This is a genomic window from Acidisarcina sp. (assembly GCA_035539175.1).
Taxonomy (GTDB): Bacteria; Acidobacteriota; Terriglobia; order Terriglobales; family Acidobacteriaceae; genus JANXZS01.
Genome location: DATLIY010000008.1, coordinates 1 through 14,714, shown reverse-complemented (window position 1 = coordinate 14,714; position 14,714 = coordinate 1). Strand labels below are relative to the sequence as shown.

At 57.5% G+C, this 14,714-nt stretch carries 11 protein-coding genes; 8 read left to right on the top strand and 3 right to left on the bottom strand.

Going from position 1 to position 14,714, the window contains the following annotated elements; all coding sequences use genetic code 11:
- Positions 1-16: 16 nt before the first annotated feature.
- Both VM554_08290 and VM554_08285 read right to left on the bottom strand, forming a co-directional pair.
- Positions 17-1,252 (bottom strand): DUF4010 domain-containing protein, encoded by a 1,236-nt coding sequence (locus VM554_08290; GenBank protein ID HVJ08371.1) that lies wholly within the window; start codon positions 1,250-1,252, stop codon positions 17-19.
- Positions 1,253-1,346: 94 nt separating this feature from the next.
- Positions 1,347-2,249, bottom strand: a complete 903-nt coding sequence (locus VM554_08285) for a universal stress protein (GenBank protein ID HVJ08370.1) — start codon at positions 2,247-2,249, stop codon at positions 1,347-1,349.
- Positions 2,250-2,523: 274 nt separating this feature from the next.
- On the opposite strand from VM554_08285, the gene VM554_08280 reads away from it, so the two are divergent.
- On the top strand, positions 2,524-3,384 hold the full coding sequence (locus VM554_08280) for a universal stress protein (protein HVJ08369.1): 861 nt from the start codon (positions 2,524-2,526) through the stop codon (positions 3,382-3,384).
- On the opposite strand, the gene larA is transcribed toward VM554_08280, so the two are convergent.
- Positions 3,344-4,690: a nickel-dependent lactate racemase gene (gene larA / locus VM554_08275; protein ID HVJ08368.1), complete on the bottom strand. Its 1,347-nt coding sequence runs from the start codon at positions 4,688-4,690 to the stop codon at positions 3,344-3,346. The genes VM554_08280 and larA overlap by 41 nt on opposite strands.
- A gap of 242 nt (positions 4,691-4,932) precedes the next feature.
- Between larA and aldA the strand changes: the two genes are divergently transcribed.
- From aldA to VM554_08240, 7 genes are all read left to right on the top strand, one after another.
- Positions 4,933-6,393, top strand: a complete 1,461-nt coding sequence (gene aldA, locus VM554_08270; protein ID HVJ08367.1) for an aldehyde dehydrogenase — start codon at positions 4,933-4,935, stop codon at positions 6,391-6,393.
- A gap of 142 nt (positions 6,394-6,535) precedes the next feature.
- Positions 6,536-8,218 (top strand): AsmA family protein, encoded by a 1,683-nt coding sequence (locus VM554_08265; GenBank protein ID HVJ08366.1) that lies wholly within the window; start codon positions 6,536-6,538, stop codon positions 8,216-8,218.
- Between the two features lie 179 nt (positions 8,219-8,397).
- Positions 8,398-9,177: a tetratricopeptide repeat protein gene (locus VM554_08260; GenBank protein HVJ08365.1), complete on the top strand. Its 780-nt coding sequence runs from the start codon at positions 8,398-8,400 to the stop codon at positions 9,175-9,177.
- A gap of 113 nt (positions 9,178-9,290) precedes the next feature.
- Positions 9,291-9,497, top strand: a complete 207-nt coding sequence (locus VM554_08255; GenBank protein HVJ08364.1) for a hypothetical protein — start codon at positions 9,291-9,293, stop codon at positions 9,495-9,497.
- A gap of 147 nt (positions 9,498-9,644) precedes the next feature.
- Positions 9,645-10,664, top strand: a complete 1,020-nt coding sequence (gene mgrA / locus VM554_08250) for an L-glyceraldehyde 3-phosphate reductase (protein HVJ08363.1) — start codon at positions 9,645-9,647, stop codon at positions 10,662-10,664.
- A 92-nt stretch (positions 10,665-10,756) separates the two neighbouring features.
- Complete coding sequence (locus tag VM554_08245) at positions 10,757-12,820, top strand: S46 family peptidase (GenBank protein ID HVJ08362.1); 2,064 nt, start codon at positions 10,757-10,759, stop codon at positions 12,818-12,820.
- Between the two features lie 81 nt (positions 12,821-12,901).
- Entirely contained in the window at positions 12,902-14,515 is a 1,614-nt protein-coding gene (locus VM554_08240) for a formate--tetrahydrofolate ligase (GenBank protein HVJ08361.1), read from the top strand.
- The last annotated feature ends 199 nt before the right edge of the window (positions 14,516-14,714 follow it).

The following is a 14,714-nucleotide window of genomic DNA, read 5'->3' as shown; positions in this document are numbered from 1 at the left end:
ACAGATCAGTTTTTTGTCAGCGGATCAGCTTCAACCCCAGCGCCAAGGCCGCAATCACGCAGGCCAGCCCCAGGCCAGATTTTAAGCGGAAGCTTCCCTTGCCGTAAATCGAAGTAATGGCGAGCTTGACCGCTGTATTGCTCATAACGCCCACCACCACTGTCTTTGCGGCTACGCTCACGTCCATCCCTTGATGGATCAGCGGAAAGAGCGAGACCACCAGCGCATCGATATCTGTCGACCCCAGCAGCGCAGCGGAGCCGATCAGTCCCATCGTTCCGAACCATACCTTGGCAAAGGTCACTCCATACTGGACGACGACGAAGAGCAGCGCGAGTTGCATGGCAAGAAGAACCCGCAACGGGCTCCTCTCCTCAAAAGTTGCCGAGGCGTTCGAGGCGCGATGGAGCGTATAGAGAGTCAGCGCTGCTCCCACAGCAAAAGGTGCGGCCATGTAAGGCAAGACAGCGAAAAACAGCGCAGGTTTAATGAAAAGACAAACCACGCATACGCGAAGGATCGACATTGCTGTTGCTGCCATCACTCCGCCAAACAGCGAGGTGTCCGCTCCCGCAAAGCTGCGGCTATCCCGCGAGAACGATAAGGACACCTGCGTCGAAGAGATCAATCCGCCGAGCAGACCGGCAACGACCCAACCTGTTTTGGCGCCCAGCGCTTTCCTTGCCAGATAGCCGCAGAAGCTCAGCCCGGAAAACACCAAAACCAGCATCCAGACAGCACGAGGATTGAAGATGCCTCGCGGTCCAAAGCTCCCCGCAGGAAGAATCGGCAGGACGATCAAGGCCATGGCGGAAAAGCGCGCAGCCGCCTCAAGCTCGACCACGCCAATGCGGTTGACGAGCGTATGCAGCCATGACTTTTCAATGAGCAGGAATACGATCCAGGCATAGAGAGCGGCGGCAATTCCCAGCAACCCGTAGCCGGCAATAACGCCGCTGACGATGACGGCCATGGCCGCTATTTCTGTAGTTGCGTCGCGCTGTATCCTGCCCGCGGCCAATCGGACGAAGAGCACCGTGGCAGCAGTTGCCCCCAGCAATGTGCTCCCAACGGAATGGTGTCCATGCGCGAGAAGATAGCCGCATGCTCCAGCCACCGTGCCCAGAAGAGCGAAGGTTCGGAGGCCGCCAATCGCTCCGGGTTCTTTGTCGTTAAAGGTGCGTTGGCGGTCGACGCCCACGGCTGCTCCGCCAAGCGCGGCAATCACGATACCAACGAGCTCTCTTTCCACTGGAAGCACCCGTTACGACCCACCTTCACGCCAGCCATCTATCTGGATATGCGCCAAAGATACCCGGCAACTCAGCCCTCCTCTCTCTGTGAACTCATACGTTCAGCAGGGCAGTATGCTTCAGCGTGATGACCGGGCAGCGCGCCTCCGCCAGGACATTTTGCACCACGCCAACATTGAGTACGCGTGCTACGGAAGAGTGGGGCGGTGCGCCGAGAATGATCCAATCCTGCAAGTGCCCGCTTGTTTCGGACAGGATCTCCGCGGCTGGATCGCCATGACGGATGGTTATCTTGGGTTTGCACCAGAGATCGACTTCTTCCTCAAGCAATGTCTCCAACCTCTCGCGAACGGCATCCTCCGAAGCAATTCTTTCGGCATCCCCTTCTTTGCCGGAGATTACGTGTAGAAGCGTGAGATTGGCTTGGAGGAATTCCGCGACCTTGCAGGCGAAATGGGCTGCCTCCTCACATCCCGGCTTAAGGGATGTCGCAAAGAGAATCCGCGCAGAGCCGGGGCTGTCGTGGTTGGGTGCGCGAACATGGCGGCCAATCACGCACACAGGTACATCGACGCCTGTCATCACATCTTCCGCAACCGAGCCCTCGATCAACCGTGCGACACCATCTGCATTTCTGGTGGCAACCAGCACCCGGTCTACCGATCTGTCTTTCACCAGAGCGGGGATCTCTTCGGCAGGCAGTCCTTTGAGTGCGATTGGCTCGCAGGGAATCCCGTTCTGCTGATACTCACACGCCAGGTCTTTCAACTTTGCTCGAACCTCGTGGACTGTAGGACTCGGCAAAACGAAAGGAACGCCCTCTTCCGAATTTGCACTTAGATATGCCGGCCGGATCACGTGCACCAGGAGAACCTGTGCACCGCTGGCTTTGGCTTGTGAAATAGAATGCAGCATCAAGGCAGGCCGATCTGCGAGATTCGTTGCGACCAGAATCGTGTCGGGATTGCTCCAGCGATGGATTACGTTCTTATCCATAACATCCCCCTGTCCGCTATTTGTAGGATGCTTCGTCTCAATCAACGCAGTAGACAGAATTTGAAGGAGTTTCCGGTTGTGTGCAGCGAGGTCTTCGGATGGGATGGAAATCTTTCAGCGAAGACGAAGATCTGTGATGTGCATCACAGCGCGGGCTTCATGTGGGGGATAGAAGAATAGGCCGAAGTGTCTCCCCAGCCGTCGCAGCCGCGATGGAAATGGCTCCTGCGACGAAGGGAAGGAGCATCCCAAAATGTGCTCCACGGAGGGCGTCATGCAGGTTTCCACTGCCATCAACGTTACCTTTCAAGAGGTCCTGACCGCGACGGACCTATCCAGCGCCTCAACGAAAGCGCTTGGGTATGCCAAGGCAATCGCGCGGCGCTATCATTCCCACTTATTGCTTGTCCACGTCAATGAGCCGCCCAGGTCGGAGGCGGCGTGGTACGACATCCGCGAATCGCAAAACAGAATTGGAGAGAAATTGCAGAGCGATGCCGCAACCATGCGGGCGGACGGTTTCAACGTCGAGGCTGTTAGTGCCCAGGGCTCCGCCGGGCATGAAATTGTTGCTCTCTCCAAAACATTTCAGTCCGATCTCATCGTAGTTGGAACGCATGGGCCTCAAGGGATGGATCGTTTGCTCTTCGGCTCTACGGCGGAGATGGTGCTTCGCCATGCAGACTGTGCCGTCATGACCGTTGGTCCCGCAGCACAGCAGGCGGTAGCTGGCGAGTGGAGACCAAAGGAAGTGGTGTGTGCGCTAAGCCTCGATCCCAGGCAGGTGGAAGCAGCCGTGTATGGATACCGGCTGGCGACGAGCCTGGGTGCCAACTACACAGTCTTCCACCTGGAAGACCCCTGGCAGCCGGACAACGAAGGTGCCTGGCGGGAGGTTCAATCCATTATCGACAGGTCGCTTCCCGAGGAAGAAGCGAGGAAACCTCTGATTCGCAGCTATTTTTTGAGCGATAGCGTGCCTGCGGATATTGTGACCGCCGCCAGCAACTTGAAGGCTGATCTTCTGGTTCTGGCTGCGGCCCCTATGCCGATCGGTACTACGCACTTCTTCCAGGGGATTGTGCCGCACGTAATCAGCACAGCATCCTGCCCGGTGCTGACGATTCACGGCTGACTGAACCGCGCGCCCCTATGCTCTGGCCGACCTGGGCTCTGGCCAGAACGTAGGGGCCTTCGGGAATAAGGGCGATTCTTTCATTGGTGGCAACGGAGGAGGTCAGGGCGTTGACCGCCGCTTTTACCGTCGGATAGGCCGTGCCCCACAGGCGGCTCTGATACTCAGGTTCCAGCCCCGGGACGAAATAGAGCACGCCCACCTTCGCCGTCACCAGGCCCAGTTTCTCAAGCTGCCACTGATCCACCAGGACAGGATCCCTGGCAATCTTGTCCATGAACAGACGATCCGAGGGATTCTCCCCAAGCATCCTGCTGAACTCAGGACCGCCGGCGCCTTCGGAACACTCGGCAAGTATCAGGATCTTTCCGCCCGGCTTCACGACCTGCGCCGCGCCGGTGATGCCCTTGATCGCCTGGTAGAAGGTGAGGTCAAGCGGGTAGCCCGCGGCTGTGGTGATCACTGCATCCACCGGCTCCTCCATCTGCTGCAGCATCACCTTCGATACAAACTCCCTGCCCTTGCGGTGGGCCTCCTCGGGAGCGCCTGCGAAAACCGCAGCGATGCGATGATGCCCGTCCTCGCGGGTCAACGCCACATCCACCAGGAAATCATGCCGCGCCATCCGGGCAATCTCCAGCAACTCGTGGTGCAGGGGATTTTCGTCGACGGAGCCTTCCATGCTGCGAGGATCGCGCATGAATTTTGGGCTATGCAGTACCTTGATCGTCTCCTGCGCTGCAAGTCCAGGAGCGATCAGCTTGCGTCCTCCGGAAAATCCCAGCATCAGGTGCGGTTCAATAAAGCCCAGAGTGAGGTGCAGGTCGGCGGCAACGAAGCGCTCATCCACGTAAACCGGAGTTCCTGAGGCAGTGGTGCCCAGGTTGCGGTGTTCGGAGAGTTCGCGTGCATGGTGATTGAGCACGCGGTATCGCGCCGCGATCGTCTCGCCGCAAATTTCGCGTATCTCCGCTTCGGAGGCAGGCCGGTGCAGCCCGGTGGCGATCAGAATCGTAATCGCTTCGCGCGGAATCCCTGCCTCTTCCAGCCTGACCAGCATGGGCGGCAGAATCTGCCAGTTAGGAACAGGGCGCGTAATGTCGCACACGGAAATCGCCGCCGAGCGCTTCCCGGCTGCAAGCTCCTTTAAGGACGGGCCGGCAACGGGATGGTCGAGGGCATTTTCAATCGCGGCTTCAGGATGTGTCAGCGGCTCCGCCGACCGCGATTCCAGAACCTGATACCGGTAGCCTTCCGGAAGCTCTACTTTCAGGCCATTCTTTCCAAAAGCAAAATTGATTTCCACGGGCTAACTATAGTGCTGTGACCCTGGAGAAACAAGGCAAGTACGCGATGTGGAGCAACCCCCATTTCGACAGGCGAAATGGTTTTTGCCGGAGCGTACGTCCGTCACGGAAATTTCATCGACAGGCATTGGGCAAGAGTTTTACTGTATTGACTCGTTCCTCCCACAGAAGAGTAAGGAACATTTTTATCGCGATTCTGTGCACTCGCATGGGGTCCTCTCCGCAGAAAGGAATTTTTACAATGAGCACAACACAGGCAGCGCTCAGGCGCTATGAGATGTTGATCGACGGTAAGTTCGTAACCTCGGACAAGATGTTGCAGGTCGTGAATCCCTCCACGGAAGAGGTCATCTCCGAGGTTCCGAGTTGTACGGTCGAGGATGTGAACTCCGCTGTTCTCGCCGCGGAGAAAGCGCAGAAGAGTTGGGCAGCCTTGCCGGCGATCCGGCGCGCGGGTTACCTGCGGGAGATCGCAACGCTGATTCGCGCAAACAGTGAATCGCTGGCACGGACCATTACTGAAGAGCAAGGCAAGGTTTTATCCCTCGCGCAGGTTGAGGTGGATTTCGCCGCTGACTACGTAGACTATATGGCGGAGTTTGCCCGCCGTTACGAAGGCGAAATTATCCAGAGCGATCGCCCTGGGGAAAATATTCTGCTCTATAAGCAGCCGATTGGCGTCATCGCCGGTATTTTGCCCTGGAATTTCCCCTTCTTTCTTATTGTGCGCAAGGTCGCTCCCGCGCTGGTCACCGGCAACACGATCGTAGTGAAGCCAAGCAGCGAGACTCCCAACAACGCTTTTGAGTTTGCCAAGCTCATTGCCCAGTCATCCCTGCCAAAGGGAGTCTTCAATCTGGTCTCCGGCTCCGGCTCGGTCATCGGCAAGGCGCTTGCAAGCCATCCCAAGGTCGGCATGGTGAGCATGACGGGCAGTGTGGATGGTGGCGTTGCGGTCATGCATGCAGCGTCGGACAACGTGACGAAAGTCTCGCTGGAGCTTGGCGGCAAGGCTCCGGCCATTGTGATGGCAGATGCGGATCTCGATCTGGCGGTCAAGGCCATCCGGCTATCGCGCATTCTCAATACCGGCCAGCTCTGCAACTGCGCGGAGCGCGTCTATGTTCACGAGTCCATTGCAGACTCATTCATCGAGAAGATGACCGCGGCGATGCAGCAGACAGTCGTCGGCGATCCATTGGCCTCTGCCACGGAGATGGGACCTCTGGTGAGCAGGAAGCAGCTTGAATTGGTCGATGCGGCAGTGCAGCGGGCGATCCAGGAAGGCGCTGTGTTGAAATGCGGCGGCAAGAAGGCTGAGGGCAAGGCCGGCTATTACTATCCGCCGACGGTGCTGACCAACTGCAAACAGGACTCCGACATCATGCAGCAGGAGGTCTTCGGGCCGGTTCTGCCGATCACCACGTTCAAGACTTTGGACGAGGCACTGGAGTACGCCAACGATTGCGAATATGGACTGACCTCTTCCATCTATACGCAAAGTCTGGATGCTGCAATGCGCGCTTCGAACGAATTGAAGTTCGGTGAAACCTATGTGAATCGTGAGAATTTTGAAGCGATGCAGGGTTTCCATGCCGGATGGCGCAAGTCCGGAATCGGCGGCGCCGATGGGAAGCACGGGCTGGAGGAGTATCTCCAGACACACGTGGTCTACATGAACTACGACTTGCAGAAGCAGTGAGATACAGGGCCGGGTGAGCGCGATTCTTTTCGAGGATCGTGCTCACCCGGTGGCCCCCGCTTTCTGGCGCATAAATTTACAGAATCCTGGATTGACCAACCTTTTAGGTGAAGATTACCCTCCTACCTCGCGGGTGGATTATATGAAGCTATGGGGTAAGGTTCTGATCGGTGTAGTTGCTGCGATAATCCTTGCGGCGATTGCGGTTCCTCTGTTCGTCAATGCGAATACCTTCCGCCCGATGCTGGAGAATCAGCTCTCCACTGCGCTGGGAAGGCAGATAAAGCTGGGAGATTTAAGCCTCTCTCTCTTCAGCGGGCAGATGGTTGCCAAGGATATTTCGATCTCGGACGATCCTGCATATAGCCCCACTCCATTTCTGGAGGCGTCGTCGCTGCATATTGGCGTAGAGATGAAGCCGCTGATCTTCGACCATGCTCTACGGGTGACCAGCCTGAAGGTGGACCGGCCCAGAATTCATATTGTTCATGCGGCCAATGGGACTTTTAATTTTTCCAGCATTGCGAAGAGCCAGGCGAATCAGGACAAAAGCGCCCAGGCACAGAGGGAATCGGCCTTCCCTGACCTGAAGGTAGGCCTGCTCAAGATCATCGACGGAGTTGCCACGGTAGACAGCCTGCCACGGGAGCGGGGGCCACTGGTCTATGACAAGGTGAACCTCCAGGTAGAGAAGTTCTCCTTCCTCAGTGCATTCCCCTTTGTGCTGACGGCAAATCTCCCCGGAGGCGGCGACCTCTCGGTGAAGGGGACAGCCGGACCGATCGATTCGAACGATGCTGCCAACAGCCCCTTTACCGCAGACCTGAACGTGAAGCATCTTGACCCGGTCGCGGGGGGCTTTGTTTCGCCGAATCAAGGGTTTTCGATGCTGGCGGATATCGTCGCCCATGCCACGTCGAATGGGCGCGACCTCAGCAGCACCGGCAGCATCCACTCCGATAAATTGAAGCTGGTGAAGAATGGAACTCCGGCTCCAAGGCCCATGGATCTGACCTATGACGTGGTGCACGATCTCGCGCACCGCACGGGGCAGGTCAAAGATCTAACTCTGAAGACCGGCAATGTCGGAGCGCATGGAAACGGCACCTACAACCTCACTCCGGCGGGCGCCAGCGTCGATATGCGGCTTGCCGGGGAGAGCCTGCCTATCGATCAACTCGAGCAGCTTTTGCCGGCGCTAGGCATCCAGTTGCCAAGTAACTCGACGCTCAAGGGTGGCACGCTTACGGTGCATCTCACTGCCAGGGGGCCAGCCGACAACCTGGTGGTCGAGGGGCCGGTAGAGATAAACAACACCCGGATGGCTGGCTTCAATCTGGGGTCGAATCTTAGCGGTCTGGCCATGCTCGCCGGAGTCAAGACAGGAAACGATACAGAGATTCGGCAAGTGCGGTTCGATCTCAGGTACACGACGTCCGGCATCCGCACTGACAATGTTTATGCCCTGGTTCCCGCACTGGGGCAAGCCACGGGAGCGGGATCCATCTCAGACTCCGGCGCCCTGAACTACAGGCTTATCGTGAAGCTCGCCACGAACCAGGGTATGGGCGGAATGGCGATGACGGGTATAGGCATGATTGGCGGTGGGGTAGGGAACATGGCCACCTCTACGGCCAAAAATGGCATTCCGTTGGTGATCGGAGGCACAACCAGCCATCCCGTTTTCAGCGCGGATATGAAGAGTATCGGCGGTAACTTGTTGCAGGATCAGGCGACTTCGATTCTCAACCAAAGGCTGCAGAAGAATAATGCGCCAAACCCTGTGAGCGGCGTGCTTGGCCGACTCTTTGGCAAGAAGCAATAAGTGGCGGAATGCTGAGGTGTAGAACCCCTTCAGCACGGAATTTCGCGGGCTCCTAAGCTGTTCCGCCATTGTTTTCTACCATGTTTTTGCCGGCGTATACTCTCGGCAGCGAGCCCTTACGTTCGGGGCATTCGTTCCTCGATGTCCCCAGTGGTTGAGCCGCGGAGGGGGTGCGAACGATGAACGAGCGAGATTTTACACAAAGGCTATGGATGGCTGGCGTGCTCGGGGTCGTCGTCCTGTTGGCTCCGGCCAAGAGCGAATTGTTTGCCTCGTCCACACTCGATCCGGGGGAATACACCGCCAATCCACCTCCCGCCAAAGCGCAGGCTGAGACCCAGGGCGACATCCTGATGTCGCAGAAGAAGTATGAGGCCGCCATCAAGGAGTATCAGCAGGCGCCTCAGGACTCCGCCGTTATCTGGAACAAAATTGGAGTTGCTTACCATCACATGTACAACCTGGGCGCGGCGCGCAGCCACTATGAGCAGGCTCTGCGGCTCGATCCGAAGTACGCAGAGGCAATGAACAATCTGGCAACGGCCCTCTACTCTGAAAAGAAATACGGAGCGGCGGAGAAGCTCTACAGGAAAGCCCTGAAGCTATCTCCTCGCGATGCCACGATCTACGGCAACCTGGGCACCCTGTATTTTGTTCAAGGGAAGACCAGCAAAGGTGCCGAGGCATACCGCATGGCCTTTTCACTTGATCCGAATGTCTTCGAGCGAAGCGCGCAGATGGGTATCGGAGAGGCAGTTACTTCACAACAGCGCGCCATGATGAACTATTCCCTGGCAAAGACGTATGCCAATGTGGGGATGAACGACCGGGCCCTGCAATACCTCCGGATGGCGCTGAGCGAGGGCTTCAGAGACCGCAAGAGGTTGATGGAAGAAAAGGAATTTGCCGCGCTGAGGGAGACGCCCGAATTTCGTCAACTGATGGCGGAGCAGCACTGATGCAGACTGATGATTGCGGCTGCAAAGGAAATTTCACGCAGCGGATACCCATCCATCCGCAGCGGATGCTAGGCTCCTAAGGCGGACATAATTCGCCTCAGAGGAGACTGCCAATGCATGACATCAATGAAGAGCACGAGCACGAACACGAGCACGAGGAAGAAGACTTCGAACTCATCGATACTTACGAGGTCAATCTGAACGCCGCGGCAGAGATTACCGCTGCTGCTGCCTCGGACGCAGGCGAGTTTGCGTTGAGTAATCCAGAGAAGGTTGCGGCGCTGCTCACCGCACTCCACAAGGCCATCGCCAAGTTATAGGTCAAGCGACCGCACAAAGAAGCCCCGCTCCTGCAGCGGGGCTTTTCTTTTTGGGTTGGCTCGCTGTGATTTTCCTCGCTGCGGAGATTCGCATAGAATCAGCAGTACTTCAAAATCAGTCTGATTCCAAGCGCAGGAGTAAATCCCTTGTATCAAGCACCGTATGCGGCATCTGCCGAACGCTATGACGCGATGAGCTATCGTCGCACGGGCCGGAGTGGCCTGCTGTTGCCCGCGATTTCTCTGGGGCTGTGGCACAACTTTGGTGGCGTGGATGCGATGGAGACAGGCCGGCTGATGCTCCGTCGAGCCTTCGATCAGGGGATCACGCACTTCGACCTGGCAAACAATTATGGGCCGCCTCCAGGCTCAGCGGAGGAGAACTTCGGGCGCATCTTCCGCGACGATTTCCAGGCCTATCGCGATGAGCTTGTGCTTTCGACAAAGGCGGGATACACAATGTGGGCCGGTCCATACGGGGATTGGGGCTCCCGCAAATATCTGCTGTCAAGCCTGGACCAGAGCCTGAAGCGGATGGGCGTGGACTACGTCGATATTTTCTATTCGCACCGCCCTGATCCGAACACGCCGATCGAGGAGACGATGTCGGCCCTGGCGTCGGCGGTGCACTCCGGCAAGGCCTTGTACGCCGGAATCTCCAACTACGATCCGGAGCAAACGGCAAAGGCAGTTGCGATTCTGCGAGAGATGCACACGCCATGCCTGATTCATCAGATGAAATACTCCATCTTCCAGCGCACGCCGGAGCGGGGACTCTTTGATGTGCTCGGGAAAGAGGGCGTTGGCGGAATCGCTTTCTCGCCGCTGGCACAGGGGCTGCTCACCGACCGCTATCTGCATGGGATTCCTGCTGACTCCCGTGCGGGCCGGCCACAGGGCTTTCTGCGGCCCAAGGAGATTACCGAGGAGCGGCTGGCACAGATTCGGGCGCTCGGGGATATCGCAAGGCAGCGTGGACAGACGCTCGCACAGATGGCGCTGGCCTGGGTGTTGCGCGACGAGCGCCTCACCAGCGTTCTGATTGGCGCAAGCAAGGTGGAGCAGGTTGACCAGAACATTGCAGCGCTGGCGAACCTCTCGTTTACTCCGGAGGAGATCGCCCGGATTGACAGCATCAGCCCGCTCGGAGAAAAGCCCAATTCGTAACTGTCGAACTATACTTTCGCAGGAAACAAAAAGAACCCGTTCCGTCGCCTGCTGCTTCGCGGTGGATGTTCCATAAGGAGTGTTTTGTGTCTATGCGCGCTGGATTGATTCTTACTTCTGCATTTGTGCTGTCCTTGAGCGTTGCTGGTGCTCATGCCGAGGAGGGGATGTGGACCTTTGACAACCCTCCAACCAAACTGCTGCAGCAGCAATATGGATTTACGCCCACGCAGCAGTGGCTGGACCATATACGTCTTTCCAGTGTGCGGCTCAACGATGGTGGCTCCGGATCCTTCGTCAGCCCGAATGGTCTGCTGCTCACCAACCATCACGTTGCGCGGGGACAGTTGCAAAAAGCCTCGACTGCCAAGCGTGACTACATTCGCGACGGCTTCTACGCGGCCACTCCGGAGCAGGAGTTGAAGTCGGCGGATCTTGAAGTGAACGTTCTGCAGGCGATGGAGAACGTCACCGCGCGCGTACAAGCTGCCACAAAGGGAATCTCCGACGAAAAGAAAGCCTATGACGCGCGACAGAGTGTGATTGCGGCAATCGAGAGCGAAAGCCTGAAGAAGACTGGCCTGCGCTCCGATGTGGTCCCGCTCTACCAGGGCAGCGAATATTGGCTCTACCGCTACAAGAAGTACACCGATGTGCGACTGGTTTTCGCGCCAGAGCAACAGATTGCGTTCTTCGGAGGGGACCCGGACAACTTCACCTATCCGCGCTACGACCTGGATATGGCGATCTTTCGCGTGTATGACAACGGCAAGCCGCTGAATTCGACCGACTACTTGAAGTGGAGCGCGAAGGGCGCTGCCGACGGCGAGCTGATCTTCATCTCCGGGCATCCTGGCTCGACCGCTCGCCAGGAAACGATGGCGCAGCTTGTGACGGAGCGCGATTTCCGTGAGCCGCTTCTGCTGGAGTATTTCAAGGTTCGCATTGCGGCCATGCAAGCCTATTCCGCTCAAGGCGCGGAGCAGGCGCGGCAGGCAAGCAGCCTGATCTTTGGGTTGCAGAACAGTCAGAAGGCTTACCAGGGACGTTATGAGGCGTTGCAGGACAAAAACGTCCTCGCCAAGAAGCAGAAGGAAGAAGAAGAGTTTCGCCGTCTGGTTGCCGCGAAGCCCGAGCTTCAGTCGGAGTACGGTGGAGCATGGAGCACCATCGATGCTGCGGAGTTGAAGTTGCGTCCGATGGTCAAACAGCAGATATTTCGCCGCATGGACTCTACTCTCGCCAGCATTGCGCAACTTATCGTGCAATACGTAGTCGAGATTAAGAAGCCCGACGGCGACCGCCTCGCGACCTTCCACGAAGCTGGCCTGGAGTCGTTGCGATATCGACTGCTTTCTCCCGCGCCGGTCTATCCCGCAATGGAAGAGGCGCGCATCACGGCAGCGCTGACCGAGGCGGAGAAACAACTGGGACAGAACGATGAATTTGTGGCCGCAGTATTGGCCGGGCGCACTCCACAACAGGCAGCGCATGAGCTGATTAGCGGCTCCAGGTTGGCCGATCCCAAGGAGCGGCAGGCGTTGATCGCTGGCGGCGAGGCGGCGGTTCTGGCCTCCACAGACCCTTTGATTGTGCTGGCGCGCAAGCTCGATCCGATCTCGCGCAGTATGACGAAATGGACACAGGAGAACGTGGAAAGCGTGGAGCAGCCCGCGGGAGAAAAGCTCGGCAAAGCGCGCTTCCTCGTCTACGGAAAGTCCGCTTATCCGGATGCGACTTTCACACTTCGACTGTCCTATGGTGCAGTGAAAGGTTATCCGATGAACGGCACCAAGGCTCCAGCGAAGACCACGTTTTATGGGCTATATGACCGCGCAAACGGATTTGATCTTGCCGGCCCCTTTGCGCTGCCCAAGCGTTATGTGGAGGGCCGCGACAAACTGGATCTCTCCACTCCGCTGGACTTTGTTTCCACTGGCGACATTATCGGCGGCAACTCCGGCTCGCCGGTTGTGAACCGGCAAGGGGAACTTGTCGGGCTGATCTTCGATGGCAACATTGAGTCGCTCGCCGGCGACTTTGTATATGAAGGCGAGAGGAACCGCGCAGTTGCCGTGCATAGCGCAGCCATGATCGAGGCACTGCGCAAGCTATATGGAGCCTCAAATCTGGCAGATGAACTGCAGGGCAGATAATCGGCGAGCGAAGGCGTGGCTGGCTGACGTGCATCACGGTCAGCCACGCGGATCTGAGCGTACACTGTTGAACGATTCATTATGAGCAAGCCATTATTGCCGATTTGCGAGGTCGCAAGAAAACTCGCCCTGCCGGAAAAGTACTTCGAGACCATTGGCAACTACGGAGCCAAGGTCAAGCTGGAATTCCTCAACGATCGCAGCTTTCCCGTTCGCGGCAAGCTTGTCCTCGTCACCGCAACCACTCCCACCGTGAGTGGCGAAGGCAAGACGGTAGTAGCCATCGGCCTGACGCAGGGATTGACGTTCCTCGGGAAGAGCGCCATCCTCACCTCGCGCGAGCCTTCTCTTGGCCCGGTTTTTGGATTGAAAGGCGGCGCAGCAGGAGGCGGCCTCTCGCAGGTAGAGCCGAGCCAGAAGATCAATCTGCACTTTCATGGCGACTTCCACGCCGTAACCTCAGCCCATAACCTGCTAGCCGCCATGATTGATTCCCACATGTTTCATGGCAATGCGCTCGATCTCGATCCCGAACAGATCACCTGGCCCCGCACGCTCGACATGAATGATCGCGCATTGCGCAACATCACCGTGACCCTTGGAGGCAAGGCCGGTGCGGAGAGCCGCAAGACAGGCTTTGTGATTGCAGCCGCTTCTGAAGTGATGGCAATCATGGCGCTGGCCTCGGGCCGGGAAGACCTGCGCCACAGGCTGGGCTCGATTATTGTCGGCGTGTCTCGCAGCGGACGCGCCATCAGCGCAGACGACCTGGGTGCTACGGGAGCCATGATGGCACTGCTCGATGAGGCGCTCATGCCAAACCTGGTGCAAACGACGGAGGGGGCCCCAGCCTTTGTCCACATGGGCCCATTCGGCAATATCGCGCACGGCACAAGTTCTGTTCTCTCGCAGCAGGCGGGCCTTCGTCTTGCAGATTATGTAATCAACGAAGCTGGCTTTGGCGCAGATCTGGGTGCGGAGAAATACCTGGACATCGTGATGCGCTCCTCTGGAATTCGGCCCGCGGCGGCTGTCGTCGTCACCACGGTTCAAAGCATGCGGAACATGGGAGGCGGCGACCTGCTCAAGGGCCTGCCCAACCTGGAGCGGCATCTCGAAAATCTGAAGAGGTATGGACTGTCGCTTGTCGTGGCGATCAATCGCTTTCCTCACGATACCGACGAAGACTTGAAGCTGCTTCGCGAGTATTGCTGCTCCCGGGGCGTAAAGAGCGCTCTTGCAGAGGCATTTACGAAGGGTGGCGAAGGATGCGCGGACCTTGCAGCAAAAGTGGTCGAACTGTTGGACGCGAATCCCGATCCGCAGATTCAGCCTCTCTATGCGTTGACGGATTCTCTGGAAGAAAAGGTTTTGCAGGTTGCGCGCAAGATTTATGGCGCCTCGGATGTGGCCTTTAGTGAAGCGGCGAAGGCGCAACTGCGCCGCCTCTCGGACTGGGGTTACTCGAATCTTCCTGTTTGCATCGCAAAAACGCAGTATTCCTTTACGGACGATCCCAAGATTATGGGTGCTCCCTCAGGCTGGACCTTCAACGTGCGGGACGTGGCACTCTCCGCTGGAGCTGGCTTCGTCGTGGTGATTGCGGGAAACATGATGTTGATGCCGGGGCTCCCCAAGGTACCCCGCGCCCTCGCGATCAATGTCGACACTGAAGGATGTATCTCGGGAATATAGAACCGTGGTGGTTCCATATTCCCGCAATAGTTACAAGTACTGTTTCAAATATTCTTCTGGCCTAAAGCAAAACGCCCTGACCGCACGGTCAGGGCGTTTTGCTGTTGTGTAAGGCAGGTTTTCTAGAAGCGGTTCCAGAGGTACTGGTTGTAGACGGCGTGGTGGTAGATAACCTCGGGCATCTTGACGAAGGTGCCGA